This window comes from Cytobacillus sp. FSL W8-0315 (assembly GCF_038002905.1).
Taxonomy (GTDB): domain Bacteria; phylum Bacillota; class Bacilli; order Bacillales; family Cytobacillaceae; genus Cytobacillus; species Cytobacillus pseudoceanisediminis.
On sequence record NZ_JBBOOC010000001.1, the window covers coordinates 391,134 to 415,694 of the forward strand.

The window sequence follows — 24,561 nt, forward strand, 5'->3', positions numbered from 1 at the left end:
AGGATTTGAATGGCCGGCTCTCCAACGTCTCTCAAAGTTGAACAGTCGCCTCCGCTTTTCGTTTTGGTTAAGTCCTCGATCGATTAGTATCAGTCAGCTCCACATGTCGCCACGCTTCCACCTCTGACCTATCAACCTGATCATCTTTCAGGGATCTTACTAGCTTGACGCTATGGGAAATCTCATCTCGAGGGGGGCTTCATGCTTAGATGCTTTCAGCACTTATCCCTTCCGCACATAGCTACCCAGCGATGCCTTTGGCAAGACAACTGGTACACCAGCGGTGCGTCCATCCCGGTCCTCTCGTACTAAGGACAGCTCCTCTCAAATTTCCTGCGCCCACGACGGATAGGGACCGAACTGTCTCACGACGTTCTGAACCCAGCTCGCGTACCGCTTTAATGGGCGAACAGCCCAACCCTTGGGACCGACTACAGCCCCAGGATGCGATGAGCCGACATCGAGGTGCCAAACCTCCCCGTCGATGTGGACTCTTGGGGGAGATAAGCCTGTTATCCCCGGGGTAGCTTTTATCCGTTGAGCGATGGCCCTTCCATGCGGAACCACCGGATCACTAAGCCCGACTTTCGTCCCTGCTCGACTTGTAGGTCTCGCAGTCAAGCTCCCTTGTGCCTTTACACTCTGCGAATGATTTCCAACCATTCTGAGGGAACCTTTGGGCGCCTCCGTTACTTTTTAGGAGGCGACCGCCCCAGTCAAACTGCCCACCTGACACTGTCTCCCGCCCCGATAAGGGGCGCGGGTTAGAATTTCAATACAGCCAGGGTAGTATCCCACCGACGCCTCCACCGAAGCTGGCGCTCCGGCTTCTCAGGCTCCTACCTATCCTGTACAAGCTGTACCAAAATTCAATATCAGGCTACAGTAAAGCTCCACGGGGTCTTTCCGTCCTGTCGCGGGTAACCTGCATCTTCACAGGTACTATAATTTCACCGAGTCTCTCGTTGAGACAGTGCCCAGATCGTTACGCCTTTCGTGCGGGTCGGAACTTACCCGACAAGGAATTTCGCTACCTTAGGACCGTTATAGTTACGGCCGCCGTTTACTGGGGCTTCGATTCAAAGCTTCGCTTGCGCTAACCTCTCCTCTTAACCTTCCAGCACCGGGCAGGCGTCAGCCCCTATACTTCGCCTTGCGGCTTCGCAGAGACCTGTGTTTTTGCTAAACAGTCGCCTGGGCCTATTCACTGCGGCTCATCAGGGCTATTCACCCTAATGAGCACCCCTTCTCCCGAAGTTACGGGGTCATTTTGCCGAGTTCCTTAACGAGAGTTCTCTCGCTCACCTTAGGATTCTCTCCTCGCCTACCTGTGTCGGTTTGCGGTACGGGCACCTTTTCCCTCGCTAGAGGCTTTTCTTGGCAGTGTGGAATCAGGAACTTCGGTACTAAATTTCCCTCGCCGTCACAGCTCAGCCTATGTGGTAACGGGATTTGCCTCGTTACCGGCCTAACTGCTTGGACGCGCTAATCCAGCAGCGCGCTTACCCTATCCTCCTGCGTCCCCCCATTGCTCAAACGGTAAAGAGGTGGTACAGGAATATCAACCTGTTGTCCATCGCCTACGCTTTTCAGCCTCGGCTTAGGTCCCGACTAACCCTGAGCGGACGAGCCTTCCTCAGGAAACCTTAGGCATTCGGTGGATGGGATTCTCACCCATCTTTCGCTACTCATACCGGCATTCTCACTTCTAAGCGCTCCACGGGTCCTTGCGATCCCGCTTCAACGCCCTTAGAACGCTCTCCTACCACTGACATCGTAAGATGTCAATCCACAGCTTCGGTGATACGTTTAGCCCCGGTACATTTTCGGCGCGGAGTCACTCGACCAGTGAGCTATTACGCACTCTTTAAATGGTGGCTGCTTCTAAGCCAACATCCTGGTTGTCTAAGCAACTCCACATCCTTTTCCACTTAACGTATACTTTGGGACCTTAGCTGGTGGTCTGGGCTGTTTCCCTCTTGACTACGGATCTTATCACTCGCAGTCTGACTCCCATGGATAAGTCTTTGGCATTCGGAGTTTGTCTGAATTCGGTAACCCGATGGGGGCCCCTAGTCCAAACAGTGCTCTACCTCCAAGACTCTTACTACATGAGGCTAGCCCTAAAGCTATTTCGGAGAGAACCAGCTATCTCCAAGTTCGATTGGAATTTCTCCGCTACCCACACCTCATCCCCGCACTTTTCAACGTGCGTGGGTTCGGGCCTCCATCCAGTGTTACCTGGACTTCACCCTGGACATGGGTAGATCACCTGGTTTCGGGTCTACGACCACATACTCATTCGCCCTATTCAGACTCGCTTTCGCTGCGGCTCCGTCTCATCAACTTAACCTCGCATGTAATCGTAACTCGCCGGTTCATTCTACAAAAGGCACGCTATCACCCATTAACGGGCTCTAACTACTTGTAGGCACACGGTTTCAGGATCTCTTTCACTCCCCTTCCGGGGTGCTTTTCACCTTTCCCTCACGGTACTGGTTCACTATCGGTCACTAGGGAGTATTTAGCCTTGGGAGATGGTCCTCCCTGCTTCCGACGGGATTTCTCGTGTCCCGCCGTACTCAGGATCCACTCTGGAGGGAACGAAGTTTCAACTACAGGGCTTTTACCTTCTCTGGCCGGCCTTTCCAGACCTGTTCATTTACCTCGTTCCTTTGTAACTCCGTGTAGAGTGTCCTACAACCCCAAGAGGCAAGCCTCTTGGTTTGGGCTAATCCCGTTTCGCTCGCCGCTACTCAGGGAATCGCGTTTGCTTTCTCTTCCTCCGGGTACTTAGATGTTTCAGTTCCCCGGGTCTGCCTTCTATACCCTATGTATTCAGGTAAAGATCCTATCCCATTACGGATAGGGGGTTTCCCCATTCGGAAATCTCCGGATCAAAGCTTACTTACAGCTCCCCGAAGCATATCGGTGTTAGTACCGTCCTTCATCGGCTCCTAGTGCCAAGGCATTCACCGTGCGCCCTTTCTAACTTAACCTACTTCGGCCGCTGATCGACTGCGGATCTCTGCGTCAGCTCTCTCGCTCCGCTCCTCACGTACTGAAGTACGCTCCGGTGCTCACTCGGTCGCTTCCTTGATCTCCTTGCCGCTCATCGTCCTCATGGTTTGTGCTCTTACTTCGTTTTAAAACAAAAATAAGAGAAAAAAACTAAGATGGCGATTACTCGGTTATTGCTTCTTCATTAACATTATCTAGTTTTCAAAGAACGAATCTTTCATTGAGAGATTGAACTCTCAAAACTGAACGAACAAAACACGTCACGTTTCATGTAAATATCCTTAGAAAGGAGGTGATCCAGCCGCACCTTCCGATACGGCTACCTTGTTACGACTTCACCCCAATCATCTGTCCCACCTTAGGCGGCTGGCTCCAAAAGGTTACCCCACCGACTTCGGGTGTTACAAACTCTCGTGGTGTGACGGGCGGTGTGTACAAGGCCCGGGAACGTATTCACCGCGGCATGCTGATCCGCGATTACTAGCGATTCCGGCTTCATGCAGGCGAGTTGCAGCCTGCAATCCGAACTGAGAATGGTTTTATGGGATTCGCTTAACCTCGCGGTCTCGCAGCCCTTTGTACCATCCATTGTAGCACGTGTGTAGCCCAGGTCATAAGGGGCATGATGATTTGACGTCATCCCCACCTTCCTCCGGTTTGTCACCGGCAGTCACCTTAGAGTGCCCAACTGAATGCTGGCAACTAAGATCAAGGGTTGCGCTCGTTGCGGGACTTAACCCAACATCTCACGACACGAGCTGACGACAACCATGCACCACCTGTCATCCTGTCCCCCGAAGGGGAACGCCCTATCTCTAGGGTTGTCAGGAGATGTCAAGACCTGGTAAGGTTCTTCGCGTTGCTTCGAATTAAACCACATGCTCCACCGCTTGTGCGGGCCCCCGTCAATTCCTTTGAGTTTCAGCCTTGCGGCCGTACTCCCCAGGCGGAGTGCTTAATGCGTTTGCTGCAGCACTAAAGGGCGGAAACCCTCTAACACTTAGCACTCATCGTTTACGGCGTGGACTACCAGGGTATCTAATCCTGTTTGCTCCCCACGCTTTCGCGCCTCAGCGTCAGTTACAGACCAAAGAGTCGCCTTCGCCACTGGTGTTCCTCCACATCTCTACGCATTTCACCGCTACACGTGGAATTCCACTCTTCTCTTCTGCACTCAAGTTCCCCAGTTTCCAATGACCCTCCCCGGTTGAGCCGGGGGCTTTCACATCAGACTTAAGGAACCGCCTGCGCGCGCTTTACGCCCAATAATTCCGGACAACGCTTGCCACCTACGTATTACCGCGGCTGCTGGCACGTAGTTAGCCGTGGCTTTCTGGTTAGGTACCGTCAAGGTACCGGCAGTTACTCCGGTACTTGTTCTTCCCTAACAACAGAGTTTTACGATCCGAAAACCTTCATCACTCACGCGGCGTTGCTCCGTCAGACTTTCGTCCATTGCGGAAGATTCCCTACTGCTGCCTCCCGTAGGAGTCTGGGCCGTGTCTCAGTCCCAGTGTGGCCGATCACCCTCTCAGGTCGGCTACGCATCGTTGCCTTGGTGAGCCGTTACCTCACCAACTAGCTAATGCGCCGCGGGCCCATCTGTAAGTGATAGCCGAAACCATCTTTCAGCTTTCCCTCATGTGAGGGAAAGAATTATCCGGTATTAGCCCCGGTTTCCCGGAGTTATCCCAGTCTTACAGGCAGGTTGCCCACGTGTTACTCACCCGTCCGCCGCTGACTTCAGGGAGCAAGCTCCCATCTGTCCGCTCGACTTGCATGTATTAGGCACGCCGCCAGCGTTCGTCCTGAGCCAGGATCAAACTCTCCATATAAGAGTTGATTAAGCTCATAAGTTGTCTTTTTAAAAAAGACTAAAGAATTAACGTTGATGTTTTTGTTCGTTCAGTTTTCAAAGATCAATCCGCCGCTCAGAAGCGACTTTATTAATATATCATTTCTCAATCACTTCGTCAACAACTTTTTTTAAAACTATCAAATCTTGTTAACGTCTCAAGCGACTGTTTTTCTATAATAACACCTGTTGCTTATAAGGTCAATAAATTATTCGTAAAAACTAAAAAGATTTTATTTTGCATTTAAATCAAAAAAACCAGCTGGTTAAAACGCAGCTGGTTTCTTCTATATTATATATTACTATTTGGAGATGACAATGATTTCTTTTTCTTTTAGATCAACAGCGCCTGGCTTATTAATCTTGATCACTTCACCCTGCTGAAGGTTTGTAAATACAATTGGCGTGATGATAGAAGTTGCATTTTTCTCGATATAATCAAGATCCACTTTCAACAGCGGCTGCCCTGCTTCTACACGGTCATTTTCAGCAACTAACGCTTCAAATCCCTGACCTTTCAGATTTACTGTATCAATACCTACATGGATAAGTATTTCGCGGCCTGAATCTGAAAGAATGCCGATTGCATGCTTTGTCGGGAACATGTTAACGATCTTCCCGTCTACCGGTGATACAACAGTTCCTTCTGCAGGTACAATCGCAAAACCATCACCCATCATTTTACCTGAGAATACAGCGTCAGGTACTTCTGTGATTGGTTTGATTTCTCCTTTGATCGGTGAAATGAAAAGATCTTCCTTGTGCTCAGTCTGAAGAGCTTCAGGATTTACTTCTTCAATTTGCTGTTCAACTCCGCCTTCCGGAGCTTTTTCAACCGTGCGCGGTCTTTTGCCGCTCATGATATCTTTCATTTGTCCTTTGATTGTTTCAGATCTCGGGCCAAAGATAGCCTGGATGTTGTTTCCTACTTCCAGTACTCCAGATGCACCAAGTTTTTTTAAGCGTTCTTTATCTACATTTTTAATATCGTTTACCGATACACGCAGACGAGTAATACATGCATCAAGATGAGCGATGTTTTCTTGTCCGCCCATAGCATCAAGAACTTCATATGGAAGATCTCCGCCTTTACCTGAAGAAGCTGTTTCTTCATCTTCTACTTCTTCACGGCCCGGAGTCATTAAATTAAATTTGCGGATGGCAAATCGGAAGCCAAAGTAATAGATCACAGCAAATACTAATCCAACAGGAATGACAATCCAGGCATTTGTCTGAGGGTTGATTAAACCGAATAGAATATAGTCAATCAAACCGCCTGAGAAAGTCATGCCGATTTTTACATCTAAGAGATGCATGGTCATGAATGACAGACCTGCAAACACCGCGTGAACCGCAAATAGGATAGGAGCTACGAATAAGAATGAGAACTCCAGCGGCTCTGTAATACCTGTTAAGAAAGAAGTTAACGCCGCAGATGCCATAAGGCCTCCGACTACCACTTTCTTTTCCGGACGTGCTTCATGATAAATTGCTAATGCAGCGGCAGGAAGACCGAACATCATGAACGGGAATTTACCAGTCATGAATGTACCTGCAGTAAGGTTTTGTACATTGTCACTGATTTGTGCCATGAAAATGCGCTGGTCACCGCGAACCGTTTCCCCTGCATTCGTTACATACTGTCCGAATTCATACCAGAATGGAGAGTAGAAAATATGATGAAGACCAAAAGGAATCAATGAGCGTTCAATTAATCCAAAAATAAACGCTGATAGAGTCAAGTTCGCATGAACCATGTTTTGAGAGAAAGCATTCAGCCCTTCCTGGATTGGCGGCCAGATAACAAGCATCAGCAAACCAAGGACTACAGACGTTGCTGCCGTAATAATCGGAACGAAACGCTTTCCGGCAAAGAAACCTAAATAGGATGGAAGTTCGATTTCAAAAAACTTGTTATATAATGCAGCGGCGATAATACCAACAATGATACCGCCGAATACACCTGTCTGCAGAGTTGGGATTCCTAATATGTTTGCATAATTAAGCCCATTTACATCCTCAGCAGTAATTCCTGCAGCCGTCCCCATTGTCACATTCATAATTAGATAGCCGATAATGGCAGCAAGCGCAGCTACACCTTCACCGCCGGCCAAACCAACTGCTACACCAACTGCAAATAGAACAGGCAGGTTGGCAAAAACGATATCTCCTGCTTTTTGCATAACTTGAGCAACGATTTCAACTCCGCTGTTATCCAGGAATGGAGCCAGCTCAAGCAGCGCCGGATTTTGCAGAGCAGCACCGATAGCGAGCAGTATCCCCGCTGCCGGCAGTAATGCTACTGGAAGCATTAAGGCTTTTCCTACTTTTTGCAGGACGCCAAATACTTTTTTAAACATATGTTAACCCCCTATAGTTTTTTACTCATTAAGCGTTTTCATTTAAAGCGGCAAGCATTAAAAAAAAATAAAAAAGGCATGAGGAAAAAAGGATAGAATTCAGGTGTATACAAGGGTATCATACCCTATTTACCTAAATTCAATTACCTTTCTTCACTCATGCCTGATCGAATCAGTAACACGTAAAGACTTGCCTGTTTCGCAAGATAGTATTGTAATTAATTTATTTTCTTTTGAAGCCTCTGCAGATGCATTGTCAGATAAACAGCTTCTGCATTAAAGACTGGTTTTTTTAATGTTTGCTGCATTACTTTAATGAGCTTCCAAGAGAGATTGTAGCACACCGGATATTCTTCTTTCAAGAGGGAAGTTATTTTTTCCGGCTCTTCAACCACCTCGCCTTTGTTAACCCGTTCAATGGTGAATCGGATATGGCGGACAAGCCTCATATAATCGATGCTGTCTTTATCAATCTTAATGTCAAGCTGTTCTTCAATCATATTCACAAGATGGGTTACCAGTTGTGAATGCTGATTGACTTCGGATAAATCGCGGTTCATTACAGCACTATGAACATGGAGGGCAATGAACCCAATCTCCCCTTCAGGCAAATAAATACCGGTTCGCTGTCCTATAAGGTTCACAACTTCGTGGGCAATTTCGTATTCAAATGGGTAGAGAGTCTTAGTTTCGATAAGAAAAGGATTTTTCATTTCCATCCCTTTTTTCAGACGCGTTATTGCAAACATCAAGTGATCAGTTAACGCAACATGGATATGTTCATTAAGCATGGAATTTGCCCTTTGTTTAATCAATTGAATTGAGGAGATAATTGCTTCAAGCAATTCATTATCCACAAAAGGCATCAGTTTAATATAATTCTCCTGCTCTTTTTCATTTTTAAGCACAAAGAGCTTTTCAACCAAATTAGAGTCGATTGGCTGGCCCGGCCTCCGGCTGAAGCCAATCCCCTTACCGATAAGGACAACTTCCCCAAATGACTCGTGGCTACCAATAAGGACGTTATTATTAAGCACTTTTTTTACCTTATACTCACCCATTCTCTTCTCCCCGCCCATAAACAAATGTACTCTCATGGTATTAAAGCCTGTCCGGGAAGTCAACGGATTGAGAATAAAATAAAACAGACCCGCATTAAAGCGGGCCTAATTCATAATTATTACTTCAGGAAAATGAAATACAAAACAAATATGACGAACAGCCCGTACATGATTGGGTGAATCTCTTTGATTCTTCCTTTTACAATCATGGTGATTGGATAGAAAATAAATCCGATTGCAATTCCTGTTGCGATACTGTAAGTCAATGGCATTGCAATAATCGTAAGGAATGCCGGAACTGCAATTTCAAACTTAGTCCAATCAATGTTGCCTAATGATGCAACCATCAATACACCGACAATGATCAGTGCCGGAGCTGTCACCGCAGAAGTGATGACTTCTAATAACGGGAAGAAAAATAATGATAACAGGAAGAACCCTGCTGTGACAATCGATGCAAATCCCGTTCTCGCACCTGCCGCAACCCCTGATGAAGACTCAATGAAAGAAGTTGTCGTGGATGTTCCGAATATCGCACCAACGACAGTTGCTGTGGAGTCCGCCAGAAGCGCTTTACCTGCGCGGGGCAATTTATTTTCTTTCATTAAGCCCGCCTGGTTGGCAACACCCACTAACGTTCCTGCTGTATCAAAGAAGTCAACGAATAGGAATGTCAGAACAACCACCAGCATGCTTGTTGAGAAGAATGAAGGGTCACTGTATGCCCCGAATGCCGCTCCAAACGTTGGAGCTACACTTGGCACGGAATCAACAACCTTTCCTGGAACGTCAATCAGGCCGGCAATCATCCCAACAATCGTCGTGAGTACCATCCCTATAAAAATTCCGCCATTAACACCTTTTGTCATCAGAATTACTGTGATGATAATCCCGAAAATAGCCAGAAGCACATTCCCATCAGTAAAATCTCCTAATCCTACAAGAACTGCATCATTATTGACAATCAGCCCTGCGCTTTGAGCACCGACAAATGTAATAAACAATCCGATTCCGGCACTGACCGCATACTTTAATTCAGCAGGGATCGAGTTAATAATTTTTTCACGCAAACCAGAAAGGGATAAAAAGATAAAGATAATCCCTGAGATAAGAACCCCGCCTAATGCATGCTGCCAAGGAATTCCCATTGTTAAAACAACAGTATAAGCAAAAAATGCATTTAATCCCATTCCCGGGGCAAGTGCAATCGGATATCTGGCCAGCACCCCCATCAATAGGGATCCAATTGCGGCAGCCACTGCTGTTGCCACAAATACTGCCCCATAGTCCATTCTCATGGAATCCGGCAAATCAGGTATATCCATTAACGATAATGTAATCGGATTAACGACTAAGATATAAGCCATTGCTAAAAAAGTTGTAAGTCCGCCGATAAATTCACGGCGATAGTTAGTACCAAGTTCTTCAAACTGGAAGTACTTCTTCATTTCTCTTCCCCCTATTGGCTGTCTTTATTTTTTAAAATAAAAAAACTCCGGTTTGACTACCGGAGCATTGACAACTAGGCTCGTGCTTGCAATAGGGGAAAACAAAGAAAAATAATAGCAAAAACATCCCTATTTGCACTTACCTCGTAGTCAAGCTATTTACGGCAGCTCGGTAGAAACTTTTGGGCCATATCCCCAATATTATACGACGTAAAACGACATATTTAATTCTTCTTTATCATAGCACCTCAAAAAGTCCTAGTCAATAGAAAAAGCGAACATTTTCATGTCCGCTTTTTCTTAATGTTCGTATTTTATTCCCACTCGATTGTTGCAGGCGGCTTGCTCGTAATATCGTAAACCACTCTGTTGACATGCGAAACTTCATTAACGATTCTAGTTGAAATAATCTCCAGTACATCCCATGGGATACGTGCCCAGTCAGAAGTCATGCCGTCTATTGAAGTAACCGCACGGATTCCGATAGTATAATCATAAGTCCGGGCATCTCCCATTACACCGACACTGCGGATATCAGGCAGAACCGTGAAGTATTGCCAAATGTCGCGATCAAGCCCTGCCTTTTGGATTTCCTCACGCAGTATAGCATCAGACTCGCGCACAATTTCAAGCTTATCTTCTGAGATTTCCCCGAGAACGCGGATACCTAATCCCGGACCAGGGAATGGCTGTCTCCAAACGATTTCATCCGGAATGCCAAGCTCTGTTCCCAGCGCACGCACCTCATCTTTAAACAGAGTGTTAAGCGGCTCGATCAGCTTGAATTGCATATCTTCAGGAAGTCCGCCTACATTATGGTGAGATTTAATGGTTTGCGCAGTAGCTGTTCCGCTTTCAATAATATCTGTGTAGAGAGTCCCCTGTGCAAGGAAATCAATGCCTTGAAGCTTAGCAGCTTCATCATCGAATACATAGATGAATTCGTTGCCGATAATTTTTCGCTTTTGTTCAGGATCGCTAACACCTTTAAGCTTATTCATAAAGCGTTCCTGGGCATCCACTTTAATTACATTCATATTAAATCCATCAGCAAATGTCTTCATGACGCCTTCTGCTTCATCTTTTCTCAGCAGGCCGTGATCCACGAAAATACAAGTTAGCTGGTCACCGATTGCTTTATGAATAAGGACGGCAACAACAGATGAATCAACACCGCCGCTTAATGCGCAAAGAACCTTTTTATCTCCAACTTCCTGGCGTATCTTTTCCATTTCGATTTCAATGAAGTTTTCCATTGACCAATCGCCTGTACAGCCGCAAACGCCGAACACAAAGTTTTTCAGCATATCGTTTCCGTGAACTGAATGGCGTACCTCAGGGTGGAATTGAACAGCATATAAACCGCGTTCTTCATTGCTCATAGCCGCAATCGGGCATGATGGATTTATACCATCCACTGTAAAACCAGCTGGAGCCTCTACGACAAGATCGCCATGGCTCATCCAGACTGTCTGTTCTCTAGGCAGATCTGTAAACAATTTGGATTCATTTTCAATCTTCATGATTGCCTTACCGTATTCACGGTGCTTGGCAGGCTCTACTTTACCATCAAAATGCATCGTCATCAGCTGCATGCCATAGCAGATTCCGAAAATCGGCAAGCCCAGTTCAAAAATTTCTTCATCACAGCGGAAAGCATTTTCGCCGTAGACACTGTTAGGCCCGCCAGAGAAAATAATTCCTTTTGGATTCATTTCTTTGATTTCCGCAGCTGTAATCGTATGCGGATGAAGCTCACTGTATACACCCAGTTCACGGATTCTGCGAGTGATTAACTGATTGTACTGGCTTCCAAAGTCCAGCACTACGATCATTTCTTGATTTTGAAGTTCTGTTTTCCCCGTCACACTGTTCACCTCATTAAATTTGTAATATTTCTTTTAGTCTTCTCTCCTGCAGGTAAAATATCTAGTAAAAATATAATTTCTTTGCAATCTCATATATAACCGCCAGCCAGAAGCTGGCCAATAAAAAAACCGGAACTCTTTCTCCACAAAAAAAAGTGAAGGCAGAATTCCGGTTTTCACGTATAGCAAAAAGCTTCTTCTGCCTTCATAGTCAGATCATTTACGGCGATCCGGTAGAGACTTTCGAACCATATTATCGAGGATATATGAAGGTTGCATGATTTAATTGTAATACGCGGCAAAAACCGAACATTATGCCGCTGTCTTATTTGCCTATTGTAACAACAGCCCCAAATCCCGGTCAAGCTATTGTCTTTTTAATTAAATTTTCCCACAATTCCTTCGTGTCATTCCAGCTTCCTTCTTTTAGAACACCCCTGTAAACAAGTTCTTCATAACGGGCTGTCAGCCTGCTCATTTCCTTTGTTGAGAAAAAGCTGTCTATATATTTGGCATACTCCCTTAAGGTTTGGCCGTTTTTCCGTTTTAACCCGTACCGGTCCAATTCTTTTAAGAGAATCAGATAAGCCTTAGGAAAATGCTCATCATCCTTTGTCTTTTTAAATCTCCAGATAAAATAATGCGGCATCCATTTGCCCCTCTTCTGGAAAAGCACGAAAACAAGCACACCAGCTGCCAATATCGCTGCTGCGATTACTTTCCAATTATCTTTTAAGAAAGTTCCCAGATTGTCCCAAAGCTCTTTTATTGAAAACGGCGATTTTTCCGCCGCTGCTTCTTCAGGCATGTCTGGCTTAACAGGAGTCTCAGTCTCGCTTGGCTTAACTTCTTCTGGCTGGCTCGTATTTTGGCCAGCGTTGTCAAAGTTAAATTGTACGTTATTATTGAACCCCTGAGTTGGTTCAAATGGAACCCAGCCCATTTCAGGGAAATAGATTTCCACCCATGAATGGGCATTGTTATTTGTTATCTCAAACAAGCGAAGACCAGACCCTAATGACTGCTTGAATTCTCCTTCTGTATAACCCTTCACCCATCTTGCCGGCAATCCAATGGATCTGGCCATTACCACCATGGAGGAGGAGAAATTGTCGCAATATCCCTGTTTGGTATCAAATAAAAACTGATCCACATAATCCTCATTTTCATCTGGAACAGCTACGTCTGTCTGGCTGTAGGTATATTCTGCCCTTCGGAAATACCTCTCAAGCTCCCTTGCTTTTTCAAACCAGTCCGGTTTCTCTTGAGTAATTTCCAGAGCAAGTTCCCTGACTCTTTCAGGCAAGTCTTCAGGCAGCTGTGTATATCTCGCCACAAATTCCTCAGGCAGTGATTCCGCATTTGCCCAGGCTGCCTTCATTGCAGTCACACTGTATTCAGGCACCTCGAAGCCTAACTTATATTCTTCCAATGCAAATGGCCGTCCGCCCTCCAATGTCCGGATCTTTTCAGTGGCCGTTTCAAGCTCATAGGTAATGAACGGTGCAGCTTCAATATTATTTAACCCTAACGGATACACCACATGAGGGTAATTCATAAAAGTATAAACGGAGCTTACTTCTTCAGTGGTTTCAATTGCATCGTTATAGATGAACGATGTAACCGGGATTTCTTCTCCCATTCCAAACGGTTGATATTCTCCCTCTGCCTGGGATGTAACCCATCCTTTGCCTGTATAAGTATCTTTTGTTTCAACCTTCCAGTAATGGCGGGACTCTACTTCCGCCCTGAAGACCACAGCGTTATCTCCTATAAAAGGACCGCCAAGACGGGAATCATCTTCCCCATAGCCGATTTTCTGAATACCCGGGCCATCACTGCCGCTATTTTGTCCATACGACTTAATAAATGGAACAGGATCGGGCCAAATCGGTTCTGCCTTAGGTGCTGCAAACCCCAAGCCAGTACTCAGAGCGATCAGAGCAGTCAGCGGAATCATCCATTTGCGCGACAGGGAGGCTTCTTTTTTCAGCCCTTCCTGATCCAGAAGACGGTTGAAGGTTAAGATGCCCATAACCGCAAAGCCCGCAATAACTGTCCTGACAATCGCCGCATCTGCCTCGTAAGGCGTAAAGGTATCCAATACAGTTATATAAATGAGTGTCATGAAAAAGAAAATGAAAATCCGCCTGCGATTGATCAGCCAATACTGAATCAAATAAGTCATCAGCCACAGCAGAATGAAAAAGAGGAGGCTTCTGAATAAATTTGTCATGCCCGGCCAGTCTCTATCAGCTATTAAAGCAAAATTGTGCACCATGTCCGATGCAAATAATGATAACCATGAAAATTGGAAAAACGATCCCTCAAAGTACAAATAATGCAGTTCATAGAGAATATAAAGCACCTTTATAAACCCGCTTAATACAGGGCTGACACCGAAAAAAGCCAATAGAAGCGATAGTATAAGGAACATGAGAAAAACAATGACATTGGATGTGTCCGTCAGCTCCTCAACCGGACGAAGCCATTCCCATAATAAGAAAAATCCCAGAACATAAAGGAGAAAAGAGGTAAGATCTTTCTGTACCTTAAGAGAACTCATCACTTGCTCACCCCCGAAAACACATCTGCAAAGTGTCCGTTATGAACCAAAACTACCCGGATTCCCCTGGCATTGGCAGAGGTTTTGAGCAGCAGTTCATCTCTGGAAGGAGCTTCATCCTCATTTTTCATTAGAAATATAGTGACAATCCCTTTCTTGGACGTGAAAAAACTGGCTTTCTCTATAAGCGCTTTTGTTAATTTCGCTGTAATAACCATCAGCTGACTGTTCTGCTGTAAAAGAAAGTGCTCTGCTTCAAGAACCCGGTCCACTGCCGCTTGAGAATCATCCTTTATTTTTGCCAAATGATAAAACAGCTGAAGCTGGTGCGCTTCCCCGCCTCTGATTGGAAAAGCTGTCCGCGTTTCTGCTGAGGTCAAAAACCCAGTCTGTGCTCCTTTGCGGAGAATCGCCCTCGCAATGGAGGCTGTAAACGAAACGATCGCTTCAAACCGGCTATCCGGTGCACAATCCATGAGGATATAGACGTCATGGGATTGCCTTTGTTCAAATTCTTTGGTCATAATATCATTCCGCTTAGCAGTAGCTTTCCAGTTAATCCAGGAGAATCTGTCTCCCGGCTGATACTCCCTGATGCCGATGGCCATGGAAGTATCCCTTTGCACCCGCTCTTTTGAAGCAGTCATTCCCTGATCATAATGATGTGCCATAGGCTTATAAATGATTTCCTCATATGCCGGATAGACGATCATCCGGCTCTCAGCAGGTGCTTGCCTTTCTTTTTCTATTAAACCGAGCAGATCACCTGTTTTCACACGGATGGAGGCAAAAAAATGCTCCCCCCTCGGAAGGCTATTAATCCTGTATTGAAGGGACATTTCCTTCTGGAACCCAGGAAATAAAAAACGCTTTGCCTCGTTTGATTTCCTGGCATGCTGAAGCTGTTCACTCATCTCATCCTCAATGATCAGATACAATAGTGGAAAAGCTGTTCTTCTGGTTATCTTCAGGGTGATAACTGCCTGCTCGCCTGCATTGAATTCTGTTTTTGGCAGGATCCGCTCCACCTTAAAGTCGTTTAAAGAATAAAACGATAAGCCAAGTGCGTAAAGAGCAAAAGGAAGAAAGCTGTAAAATAAAAACCAGCTTACAAAGCCGCCCTGAAACATCGCATATGAAAAGGCGAACAGAATAAGCAAAAATAACACAATCAGCTTCCAGACATCTTTCATTGCTTTTAATAGCTGTTTCATTTTACTTGGCTAACCTTTGAACAGGAACCGAAACCCTGGCAATGACCCGTTCTACTACTTCTTCAGCGGTAATGCCCTCAAATTTTGCCTCAGACCTTAAGATAATCCGGTGGACAAAAACAGCAGGCGCTAAATACTGAATATCATCCGGAAGAACATAATCCCGGCCATACATGAATGCGTAAGCCTGGGCTGCTTTCATTAAAGCAATCGAGCCGCGGGGGCTTGCCCCTAAATACACACTGCTATGGCTTCTGGTCTGATTGGCAATTTCCACAATATAGCGTTTAAGCGTCTGATCGACATGCACTTCTTTAATTTCTTGCTGGAGTGAGCGCAATTCAGCTAAATCTATAACAGATTCCAGATCTTCTATCGGCGGAATCCGCTGCGCCCGATTCAGGACCTCCATCTCATCAGCGATATCAGGATAACCCATTTTCATTTTTAACAGGAATCGGTCCAACTGGGCTTCCGGAAGCGGATAAGTTCCTTCATACTCAATCGGATTTTGCGTTGCCATAACGAAGAAGGGTTTCTCAAGGCGATGTGTCACCCCGTCAATGGTTACGCTGCTTTCTTCCATCCCTTCAAGAAGAGCAGATTGCGTCTTGGGGGAGGTTCTGTTGATTTCGTCTGCTAATATAATATTGCCCATAATGGGGCCAGGCCTGAACTGAAATTCCATTTCCTTCGGATTATAGATGGATACGCCTGTCACATCCGAAGGCAGCAAATCAGGCGTGAACTGGATGCGTTTAAATGCGGCTCCGACTGATTTAGCCAGTGCACGCACCATCATTGTTTTCCCGACACCCGGCACATCCTCGAGCAAAACATGGCCTTCCGCTAAAAGTGCCACTAAGCTCAATTCTGCGACATCCCGTTTGCCGATCATGACTTTTTCGATATTTCCTAATACCCTCTCAATTGCAGGGTGCATATGATTTCTATCCATGTGAAATCTCTCCCCTTTATCTATATCTCGCATTCCATTAATTTACATTATCCTAAATTTAATTCTAACCTATTATATATTCGCTGTCGCGTTAGAAACTCCTGTGTTTTTCTTATGATGATTCTCCCTTATCCCTGGGTTTTCAATAAAAAAAGACTGCTTCACAGCAGCCAAACATACATTACTTATATCGTTTTCCACTTTGATCTACATAGAAAGATTCAATGATGGTTCTTTCAAACGGCTTTCCATTTTCAGTCTGGCCTTTCACTTCTGTTGTCACATTGTATACACCTTCATGTGTAAAATCGCTTTCGGTCATGAGGCCAGTCTTTTCTCCATTGGCTTTTTGCTGCAGTTTTTTCCCTGAGGAATCAAACCCGAAGAGGACCCATTTTGTATTAAAGGTTTTATGGCTTTTCGCAGACTTGCCCAGAATTTTATCATTTAACGGGCTGTCCAGCGCAACAGTGTACAGATACGCAGCATTTGCCGGAGCCTTTAACGCCCAGTTTCCCACTTTAGGATAATCTATTTCAAACTGATGAACCCATGCTCCTTTGAAAAACTCGGATTCTTCCTGATACGCTTTTTTCGTTTTATATTCCTTTCCGTCCGGACTGGTCAATTTTAAAGCAGACAAATTCTTTTCACTTAAAAAAGAAACGGTCATGGATTCTACATTTTCCTCCACGGAAAACTGTTCGCTTATTGCACTGACAGCTTTCCCGCCTTTTACAATGGAATGAGTGCCAGGCTGTCTGGCAGCGGATCCAGAGCTTGCTGGTGAGAAAACCGCAGCAGGCTGAGTGATAGTGGTATAGGGCCTGAACACCGGAAATGTATGGGATCCTTCCCGGATGGTTGTATGATTCCAGCTGCCCTCCTGAACAACGGATGCTCCTGGCAAGCGGGAATTAACCGCCGTAATGACGCCATCGCTTTTTCCATACTGGCTCAGATATAAGCCTCCCCAATAGGTTGCACTGCCAAATGAACCCCATTTAGTGCCGCCAAGTGTATAATATCGATTTTTTGCAGCATTCTGATGGGAATCTGTAAGGCTACGGAAGTATTGCATATTGCCTGTCTGCAGGGATTCAGTTGCTTCATTATTGTTGCCAAGGAGGGCAGCAAGCCACCAGGCCGCGCTGCTGTGGGCGAGATCTGCGAGTTGGGTTCCAAAATGAGGGGAAGATAGGGAGATGACATTTGAGACATATGGATGGGCATTGTAATGAACAAGAGCTGTCTGAATATCAACCCCGCCTTTGCTGTAGCCAATGACCACTAGCTTTTTTCCGCCGAAATGATGGTACATTTCTTGAAGCTTTTCAGCCAGAATCGTACCATTCGTCCACATATCACGGTCATGATGAAGGTCAATGAATGCTGTTTCATACCCATTTGCCAAAGCCACTTCATACATATCATTCCCTTCATGCCAGACAGCTGATGAATTATTATAGCCGTGCACAAACACAAGAGGTGATTTGGAAGGATCAATGCTTGAAGGTGCTTCTCCGGCATACCAATAACCCGGAGTTCCACTGTCATCACCGCCAAAACCGCCAGCCTTCACCATACCAGGGATAATCAGCATCATACAAAAGATCACTCCTGCCATTTGTTTTATCAAGCTTTTCCCCTCCTTAAAGGAGATCCGGACGGAAGCCCAGTCAATTTGATTTTATAATTTTCAGAATATTTATTGAAGGGTCTTTCGATATAATTTCCACACATTTGGAAAAAAGAGGCCAAATTATTGAAAAAAGCCACAGGAACAAGCCCCGTGACTTTATAGCAATTAATAGGATACACCTGTGCGGTTATGTGTTTTTTCAAACTCTTCTTTATTCGGGTCAAAGTATTTTTCATTGAAAGCTGCCACGAATTTATCATCTTTAATATATCCCGCTCCCCATGTAGGATCCATAGTAAGCCAGCTTCCATCCACTTTCACTTCCACCCATGCATGCTTCTGCGGCCAAAATCCGCCGAAAGCAGTCCCTTCGACAAAACGGGCTTCCATATTGCTTGCCCGGAGCAGGGCAATGGCAAGATACGAATAATCCTGGCATACGCCCGTTTTGGAATCCAGTGTCTTGAGTGCACTATCATCCCAGCTGAAGTCATCTGTTTCAAGTTTATTCACATCATATGAAACGTTTTTCGCGACAAAATCATATACAGCCTTCGCTTTTTCCCTTTCACCGCTTATGCCTTCTGTCAATTCTTTCGCCAGTTCAGTAATTTGCGGTGCATCTGACTGAACGCCTCTTGAAGGCAGAAGGTCCCGCTTATCCTCGCCTGTTGACTCTACCTCAAACTTGGCAAATCCATAATAACGGAAATAATCACTGTTTTCTTCTTTAATTTCAGGAACACTTAGTGTGACTTCATATGTGCCCTGGCCGAACCTTAAATAAAACGAATCATCAAATGTGAAGTCTTCTACTGGAATAACATCCAGTGCTTCGTCCTCACCCTTTTTAGTGGTAATGTAAATATGATCGGTTTCAGGGCCAAATTCTGCCTGCGGATCAATTTTTCCTTTTACAAAAAAGACACCGTCAGATTCCTCACCGCCATATTGCGGGTATTCAAGTGCCACTCCCCGCTCCTCATACGTTTTAGAATATTCGATAGGGCTCATCGTCCTATCAGATTCGTTGTCTATTAAGATAGTTGTAGCCGTCTGATAGTAATTTTCCCTTTCCCTGTCAGGGACAAGCACCTCAAGCTCGTGAAGCCCTTTTCCATAGAATAATGGCACATCATAGGAAAACTTTCCGTCCTTAAGCGGAATGACATGCTTCCACATATCCGATTCCTTATTCAGCTTAAGCATGATCGTATCGCTGTCTGATAGGCTTCCCGCTTCCCCTTTTAAATGGAATACTTCATTGCCATTTATATAGCTTGATTCAATATCCAGAGTCAGATCTGCCTCCTGGCCAAACGGAGTATACGTCAGATCCCGTTCCGCATTTGGATTCACATTGTGGACAGTGAACGAGGCAAGATCATAATAGTAATTCTCACTATCCGTACTCGGAAGCTGAACGGTTATCTTGTACTCGCCTTCCCCATTAAATAAACGGATATTCTGCTTGAACTTCCCTTCTTTGATGGGTGTGTAGTATTCAAGATCGTTCCCTGCCGGTCCATCCTCTGTGGAACGAACCTTAATCCAGGCATAGTCTGATTTTAGGTCCGAATACTTCTCGATCTCTCCCTGCACAGCCACCCTGCCATTAGCAGCAAACTCCTTATACTCCGGATTCTTCAAAGCCGCTCCCACTTCCTCGCTGTAAGAAGTCAGCTCCAGAGGTTCGAGCTCAAGTTCCTTGTTTTTCTCTTTAACCAGTTTTTCATATTTGTCTTCTTCCTTTTTCTCTGCTTTGGCCTCTGAACTGCTTTCTGAGCTGCAGGCTGAAAGGAAGAGAAAGCTGGCTAATACTAACATCAATAGGGTGATGGGGCTTTTCTTTGGCATGGTGTCCTCCTTTTTAATCTTTCTTAACTGTATTACGTGCGTTATGCCATTCGGTTTCAGAAATTACCAAACTCAAAACAAAAGCTCTTTATAGGGTTAACCTTTAAAGAGCTTCTCTGTAGTACTGTTTTAAAAAAATTCAATATCGATAGATATTAAAATATTTCTATTAATTTTACTCAATCCTATGTTCCTGCCTAACATAGTTATCTTCTTCCCTTAACTTATCCAGATCGATTTTCCGATCCCATACTTTTCTGGCATTGTCAGTCATATAAGGAAAAATGTATTGATCAACAATTACCTGAAAATCACCATCATCCAAGAGATTATAGGTGCAAATCTTTATTTTTTTATCATCGAAGGTTTCAATAACAATATCATTTATAAGGTTTAATGGATTTCTTATTAAATCAATTTTTTGAATGTTTTTTATTAAAACATGGCCTTTTGGTGCAATAACTGTACCTTTATCCCCTGGAACTATTTTCAGCAAAACCCTTCCTGGGATTAATCCAGGCAGACTCCAAAGAGTCAAATGAAGATAGAAGGGAGTTAAAACAATTCCTCCACCAAGATAGAGGAAAGAATACTTAGAGTTGAATTTCAATCCATGAATGATTAAGAAGATACACGCAAGCAAAAATCCAACTGTAGCCAAAAACATCCATACATACATGAACTTAGAACCTTTTATGATTACCGTTTCGCCTTTTTTCTGAATCATTGACAAACAATATTCACCCCTTTGAACCAAGCAAAGATACTAAAGAAGAGAGATTCCACACATAAAACCATTATTCAGCCTTTGGTCCTTGCCTCTCATAATTAGCTTGCTGCCGAAGATTCTCCAGATTTATTTTTCGATCCCAAACTTTTTTTGCATTTTCAGTCATATAAGGATATATATATTGGTCAACTATTATCTGATAGCGAAAATCACCAATCAGGTTATACGTGCGAATTTTAATTTTTTGATCATTGAATGTTTCAATAACAATATCATTAATTAAATTCAATGGATTCCTTACAAGATCAATGTTTCGTATGTCCTTAATTGGAACAATACCTTTTTTTGATTTAATCACACCATTTTCTCCGGGTGTAATGGACAGCAAGATTTTACCCGGGATTAAGCCTGGTAAATTCCAAAGTGTGATATAGAGATAAAAAGGAGTGAAAATTATCCCTCCGCCAAGATAGAATAAAGAATATTTAGAGTCAAACTTCAATCCGTGAACAATTAGAAAGATACAGGCTATTAAAAAACCTACAGTAGCAAGAGACACCAAAACATACATGATGTTTGAACTCTTTATTGTTATATGATCTTTGTCTTGAACCATCGATATATAATAATCCCCCTTTAGATTTGAGACAAATAAAAGGAGTCACTTTTTTCTCTCCCCTTGAGAAAGCCCTCTCTTATGAGAGGACTTGTTAGACAGATTCAATTTATCTTATTCAATTTTAGGTTCTTTTCTCTCGTATCTTGCCACTTTACGAAGACGTTCAAGATCTACCTTTCGATCCCAGACCTTTTTTGCATTTTCAGTCATATATGGATAAATGTATTGATCTACAATCATTTCATAATCTAAGTCACCAAGAAGATTATATGTTCTAATTTTTATCTTTTTATCATTGAATGTTTCAATAACAATGTCATTGATTAAATTTATAGGATTTCTAACTAAATTGATATTACGAATATTACTTATAGATACCGTACCTTTTTTAGCATTAACTGTTCCTTTTTCTCCCGGGAGTATTTTAAACAAAACCTTTCCTGGCATTAATCCAGGCAGACTCCAAATAGTCAAATAAAGATAGAAGGGAGTTAATACGATTCCTCCGCCAAGATAGAGGAAAGAATATTTAGAATTAAATTTCAGTCCATGTGTAATTAAGAAGATACAAGCAAGTAAAAATCCTACTGTAGCTAAAAACATCCATACATACATGAACTTAGAACTTTTTATTAATACAGCTTCTCCTTTTTTCTCAATCATGGACAAGAGGAATTCCTCCTTGGACAGAATTGTTAAATAATAGGTTTCTAATAGATGTCTCGTCTGCCCTTTGAATATTTAAATCTAAGTTATCGTCTCTTGTAATCATCCAGAAGTCCAATTTCCCAGGAACAATAAAAATTAGGTCAATTAAATCGGGATTTTTTGCAGAGTCATATTTAAGACTAAGTAAGCTATCCATTCTTCCTTTTCTATTGGAAATATCTTTTAAAAACTCAAATGAGAATGAACCATTAACCCTATTTTCCCACTTTTGAGCAGTAGATTCAGACAACGAATCCGATTCACTCATATCACCTAGGAATTCTTCAAATTCTTCATTCTTCAAACTAAAAAGCACTTCATCCTGTAAAGGCAGCTTGCTAATATTGAAGAAACCTTTAATACTTGTTATTATATTTTCTGGTGTGGATTTGGTAATATAATGTACTTGATGGTCATGCAATAACTTATGAAGATAAACTTCCCCATTTCCAAAATGAAAAGATATGTTTTCTTCCCCTCCGAACTTTAAATCAAATCTAGAAGCTTTAACCGTCTTCTCCGCATTACTCAGAATATTAATATAAGACTTGTAGTTCTCTTTTAATCTATATTGATTATTAACCTCTACGGCCATATCTTTTGCCAGCAAAGAGCGAGCCGCAAATTCCAGCATTAACTTCAATTCGGAATCTTGAAGTGAAGGAAAATACGTTTCTTTCATAGATATTCCTTCTTCATATAATCCTTCACTATAAAATGCAAAAATTAGTTCCTCAATACTTAATTGAATGGTACTCATATTGCCTCCTTAAAAAAACGATAATTTTTTATCTAAAAACCCTTTTGCTCCATCTAATAAAGATCCAGCTGTCTCCTTAGCCTTTGACAGCCCTTTTCCAATATCTTTAATTTTCCCTACCGGATCAGACATTGTTTCTTTAATTTGTTTATTGACAATATCAATACCCTTATTTGCTGCTTCAACAGCTTTTCCAGCTTTCTCAAACCCACCTTTAAAAAACTCGACTCCATGGTGTAAAGGTTCCTTAATAAGGATAGCACCCTTTTCAGCAATTCCAGCAGTTAATTTAGCAGCTTTCTCTCCAATAATTCCACCAACGAATGAACCTGCAGCTGCACCCACAACTGTTCCAACCGGTCCAACTAAACTACCTAAAGCTCCTCCTATTACTGCACCTGTAATTGCTCCTCCTGAGATAGCTACTGTATTATTTACAGCATTACCAATCGCTTTAGCATTTTCACGCTTCAAAACATCCGGGTTATTTCCGTACTTAGCATAGTTCTCTGAAATTTTAAGCCCCATTCCTCCGACTTCCATTGCACCGGTTAAAACAACTGTACTTAATGCATTTGTTTTAGCGAATTTGGCACCAGTACTAACAAAAGATTTAAACGTAGTTGGATTAAAAGTTTTATATTTAATTTCATCAAAAAAGGCTCTGGAGCTACCCGCAAACTTCGCCACATCATCCGGTAGATATTTAGCAATTTTTCTATGAATTAAATCCGCAAGTGGTACATCTTTATACTTACTTCTCAAATATAATGGACCCAGGAACGCTCTTGCCATCGTTCCCAACTTTTTAGATTCATCAATTTTATCTGTTACCTTCTGAAGGGCCGCCATATGTTTATAGGTAAATACACCATCAGCATCCTTTATAAATTGAGTAAAGCCCAACCCGTAAAAAGCAAGCTGTTTTGTCATCAATGCTCCGAGGGCTGTTACGGCACCATATTGCTCATATAGCTTATACAACTTACCGACCAGATTATCTGCGTCAGCAAATTTATTCGCGACCATTCTCAGGTCAATCTCCATTTCACTGAGCTGCCCAACCAGCTGATTACCAGTACCCCAAGGATCCCCTACATGATAGAAGCAATGCCTATATTCCGCCGGAGCGCTGTTAATCAAATCTGCAAGCTCCATATGGAGGTTTCTGTATTCGTCTTCAACTCTGGACAAACGAGTAACCAAGTCATTTGCCAGGTCTTCCAGGCGATCTGGATTGACAGATATTTCATTTCCCATTTCAATACCTCGTTTCTTTTCGGATTAGTTCTTCTAACTAAATTAAATTAATTATTTGATACCCAACTATTAATACTTGAATTGGCAATATAAAAAGGTCTGCACATCCCGGCACCGCTTCGCCATCATATCTTTTATTCTTGTCATAAGAACCTTTTTTCTTCTCTTCATTATTAGACATAAAAAACCCATCCAATCTTTACATTCTTCAATTATTATTTTTCCTTAAGCCTTGCCAATCTCTCTAATTCTCTTTGTCTTTCAATTTCTTCTCTGACTCTGTCAACTTCATTCGCAGCGCTTTCCAGTTCTCGGCTGATGTTATAAAGGTTATCAGAGTGCCTTTGGAAGAGGACACCTGCTTCTTCCAATGCGGAATCAAATTTGTCCCGGGCTTTGCCTTTCCATTCATCTGCATGGTTTTGGACACTTTGCTTTAGTTTGAATTCCTCTGTTTTAATATCATCTGAAGCTGTCTGAAATACCCTTGCCAGGGCTCTTACATGTGATGAGTTCATTTTGACACCTCATTTTAAAAGTTATTCTATCCAATAATTTAAAAGTCTCGTCAGCTGGCTATTTGGCCAGACTTTTTCATCCCTAATTCTTTATTCTATTTTTTAGAGGCCAATTA

At 43.3% G+C, this 24,561-nt stretch carries 16 protein-coding genes, 2 rRNA genes and 2 riboswitches; all 18 genes read right to left on the reverse strand.

Annotation, left to right across the window (positions count from 1 at the left end):
* Nucleotides 1-63: 63 nt before the first annotated feature.
* Nucleotides 64-2,999 (reverse strand): 23S ribosomal RNA (locus MKY20_RS02180).
* Between the two features lie 307 nt (nt 3,000-3,306).
* Nucleotides 3,307-4,856: ribosomal RNA gene (locus MKY20_RS02185) — 16S ribosomal RNA — on the reverse strand.
* The 16S and 23S rRNA genes sit together here, the layout of an rRNA operon.
* 322 nt (nt 4,857-5,178) lie before the next feature.
* A complete protein-coding gene (gene ptsG, locus MKY20_RS02190; RefSeq protein WP_019382400.1) occupies nt 5,179-7,236 on the reverse strand; it encodes a glucose-specific PTS transporter subunit IIBC in 2,058 nt (685 codons plus the stop codon).
* 218 nt (nt 7,237-7,454) lie between these two features.
* A complete protein-coding gene (gene glcT, locus MKY20_RS02195; protein WP_019382399.1) occupies nt 7,455-8,297 on the reverse strand; it encodes a glucose PTS transporter transcription antiterminator GlcT in 843 nt (280 codons plus the stop codon).
* A 119-nt stretch (nt 8,298-8,416) separates the two neighbouring features.
* Entirely contained in the window at nt 8,417-9,745 is a 1,329-nt protein-coding gene (locus MKY20_RS02200) for an NCS2 family permease (RefSeq protein WP_009336181.1), read from the reverse strand.
* Between the two features lie 127 nt (nt 9,746-9,872).
* Nucleotides 9,873-9,974, reverse strand: a riboswitch (purine riboswitch).
* Nucleotides 9,975-10,059: 85 nt separating this feature from the next.
* Nucleotides 10,060-11,580 (reverse strand): glutamine-hydrolyzing GMP synthase, encoded by a 1,521-nt coding sequence (gene guaA / locus MKY20_RS02205; protein ID WP_175502204.1) that lies wholly within the window; start codon nt 11,578-11,580, stop codon nt 10,060-10,062.
* Nucleotides 11,581-11,801: 221 nt separating this feature from the next.
* A riboswitch (purine riboswitch) is annotated at nt 11,802-11,903 on the reverse strand.
* Between the two features lie 71 nt (nt 11,904-11,974).
* On the reverse strand, nt 11,975-14,179 hold the full coding sequence (locus MKY20_RS02210) for a transglutaminase TgpA family protein (RefSeq protein WP_341000226.1): 2,205 nt from the start codon (nt 14,177-14,179) through the stop codon (nt 11,975-11,977).
* A complete protein-coding gene (locus MKY20_RS02215) occupies nt 14,179-15,393 on the reverse strand; it encodes a DUF58 domain-containing protein (RefSeq protein WP_071158500.1) in 1,215 nt (404 codons plus the stop codon). The genes MKY20_RS02210 and MKY20_RS02215 overlap by 1 nt, the downstream gene beginning before the upstream one ends.
* 1 nt (nt 15,394) lies before the next feature.
* Nucleotides 15,395-16,351 carry an AAA family ATPase gene (locus MKY20_RS02220; protein ID WP_071158498.1) on the reverse strand — a complete coding sequence of 319 codons (957 nt, stop codon included), beginning with the start codon at nt 16,349-16,351 and terminating at the stop codon, nt 15,395-15,397.
* Nucleotides 16,352-16,532: 181 nt separating this feature from the next.
* A complete protein-coding gene (locus MKY20_RS02225) occupies nt 16,533-17,990 on the reverse strand; it encodes an esterase/lipase family protein (protein ID WP_083390521.1) in 1,458 nt (485 codons plus the stop codon).
* 168 nt (nt 17,991-18,158) lie between these two features.
* Entirely contained in the window at nt 18,159-19,850 is a 1,692-nt protein-coding gene (locus MKY20_RS02230; protein WP_071158496.1) for a transglutaminase domain-containing protein, read from the reverse strand.
* A gap of 175 nt (nt 19,851-20,025) precedes the next feature.
* Complete coding sequence (locus tag MKY20_RS02235) at nt 20,026-20,577, reverse strand: DUF5381 family protein (protein ID WP_251175682.1); 552 nt, start codon at nt 20,575-20,577, stop codon at nt 20,026-20,028.
* A 70-nt stretch (nt 20,578-20,647) separates the two neighbouring features.
* Nucleotides 20,648-21,196, reverse strand: a complete 549-nt coding sequence (locus MKY20_RS02240; RefSeq protein ID WP_009336190.1) for a DUF5381 family protein — start codon at nt 21,194-21,196, stop codon at nt 20,648-20,650.
* A 114-nt stretch (nt 21,197-21,310) separates the two neighbouring features.
* Nucleotides 21,311-21,862 (reverse strand): DUF5381 family protein, encoded by a 552-nt coding sequence (locus tag MKY20_RS02245; protein WP_026041748.1) that lies wholly within the window; start codon nt 21,860-21,862, stop codon nt 21,311-21,313.
* Complete coding sequence (locus MKY20_RS02250; protein WP_009336192.1) at nt 21,855-22,667, reverse strand: hypothetical protein; 813 nt, start codon at nt 22,665-22,667, stop codon at nt 21,855-21,857. Before MKY20_RS02250 ends, MKY20_RS02245 begins: the two co-directional genes overlap by 8 nt.
* Nucleotides 22,668-22,676: 9 nt before the next feature.
* Complete coding sequence (locus MKY20_RS02255; RefSeq protein WP_232292567.1) at nt 22,677-23,825, reverse strand: glycine zipper domain-containing protein; 1,149 nt, start codon at nt 23,823-23,825, stop codon at nt 22,677-22,679.
* Nucleotides 23,826-23,964: 139 nt separating this feature from the next.
* A complete protein-coding gene (locus MKY20_RS02260; protein WP_019382387.1) occupies nt 23,965-24,108 on the reverse strand; it encodes a hypothetical protein in 144 nt (47 codons plus the stop codon).
* 34 nt (nt 24,109-24,142) lie between these two features.
* Nucleotides 24,143-24,445 carry a WXG100 family type VII secretion target gene (locus MKY20_RS02265; RefSeq protein WP_009336194.1) on the reverse strand — a complete coding sequence of 101 codons (303 nt, stop codon included), beginning with the start codon at nt 24,443-24,445 and terminating at the stop codon, nt 24,143-24,145.
* Nucleotides 24,446-24,561 lie beyond the last annotated feature (116 nt).

Excerpts from the sequence above, each read along its gene's own strand:
- ptsG (WP_019382400.1), bottom strand. The coding sequence starts at position 7,236 with ATGTTTAAAAAAGTATTTGGCGTCCTGCAAAAAGTAGGAAAAGCCTTA.
- MKY20_RS02220 (WP_071158498.1), bottom strand. The coding sequence starts at position 16,351 with ATGGATAGAAATCATATGCACCCTGCAATTGAGAGGGTATTAGGAAAT.
- MKY20_RS02210 (WP_341000226.1), bottom strand. The coding sequence starts at position 14,179 with ATGAGTTCTCTTAAGGTACAGAAAGATCTTACCTCTTTTCTCCTTTAT.
- MKY20_RS02200 (WP_009336181.1), bottom strand. The coding sequence starts at position 9,745 with ATGAAGAAGTACTTCCAGTTTGAAGAACTTGGTACTAACTATCGCCGT.
- MKY20_RS02260 (WP_019382387.1), bottom strand. The coding sequence starts at position 24,108 with ATGTCTAATAATGAAGAGAAGAAAAAAGGTTCTTATGACAAGAATAAA.
- glcT (WP_019382399.1), bottom strand. The coding sequence starts at position 8,297 with ATGGGTGAGTATAAGGTAAAAAAAGTGCTTAATAATAACGTCCTTATT.
- MKY20_RS02230 (WP_071158496.1), bottom strand. The coding sequence starts at position 19,850 with ATGCCAAAGAAAAGCCCCATCACCCTATTGATGTTAGTATTAGCCAGC.
- MKY20_RS02255 (WP_232292567.1), bottom strand. The coding sequence starts at position 23,825 with ATGGAGCTTGCAGATTTGATTAACAGCGCTCCGGCGGAATATAGGCAT.
- MKY20_RS02250 (WP_009336192.1), bottom strand. The coding sequence starts at position 22,667 with ATGAGTACCATTCAATTAAGTATTGAGGAACTAATTTTTGCATTTTAT.
- MKY20_RS02245 (WP_026041748.1), bottom strand. The coding sequence starts at position 21,862 with ATGATTGAGAAAAAAGGAGAAGCTGTATTAATAAAAAGTTCTAAGTTC.
- MKY20_RS02235 (WP_251175682.1), bottom strand. The coding sequence starts at position 20,577 with ATGATTCAGAAAAAAGGCGAAACGGTAATCATAAAAGGTTCTAAGTTC.
- MKY20_RS02240 (WP_009336190.1), bottom strand. The coding sequence starts at position 21,196 with ATGGTTCAAGACAAAGATCATATAACAATAAAGAGTTCAAACATCATG.
- guaA (WP_175502204.1), bottom strand. The coding sequence starts at position 11,580 with ATGATCGTAGTGCTGGACTTTGGAAGCCAGTACAATCAGTTAATCACT.
- MKY20_RS02215 (WP_071158500.1), bottom strand. The coding sequence starts at position 15,393 with ATGAAACAGCTATTAAAAGCAATGAAAGATGTCTGGAAGCTGATTGTG.
- MKY20_RS02265 (WP_009336194.1), bottom strand. The coding sequence starts at position 24,445 with ATGAACTCATCACATGTAAGAGCCCTGGCAAGGGTATTTCAGACAGCT.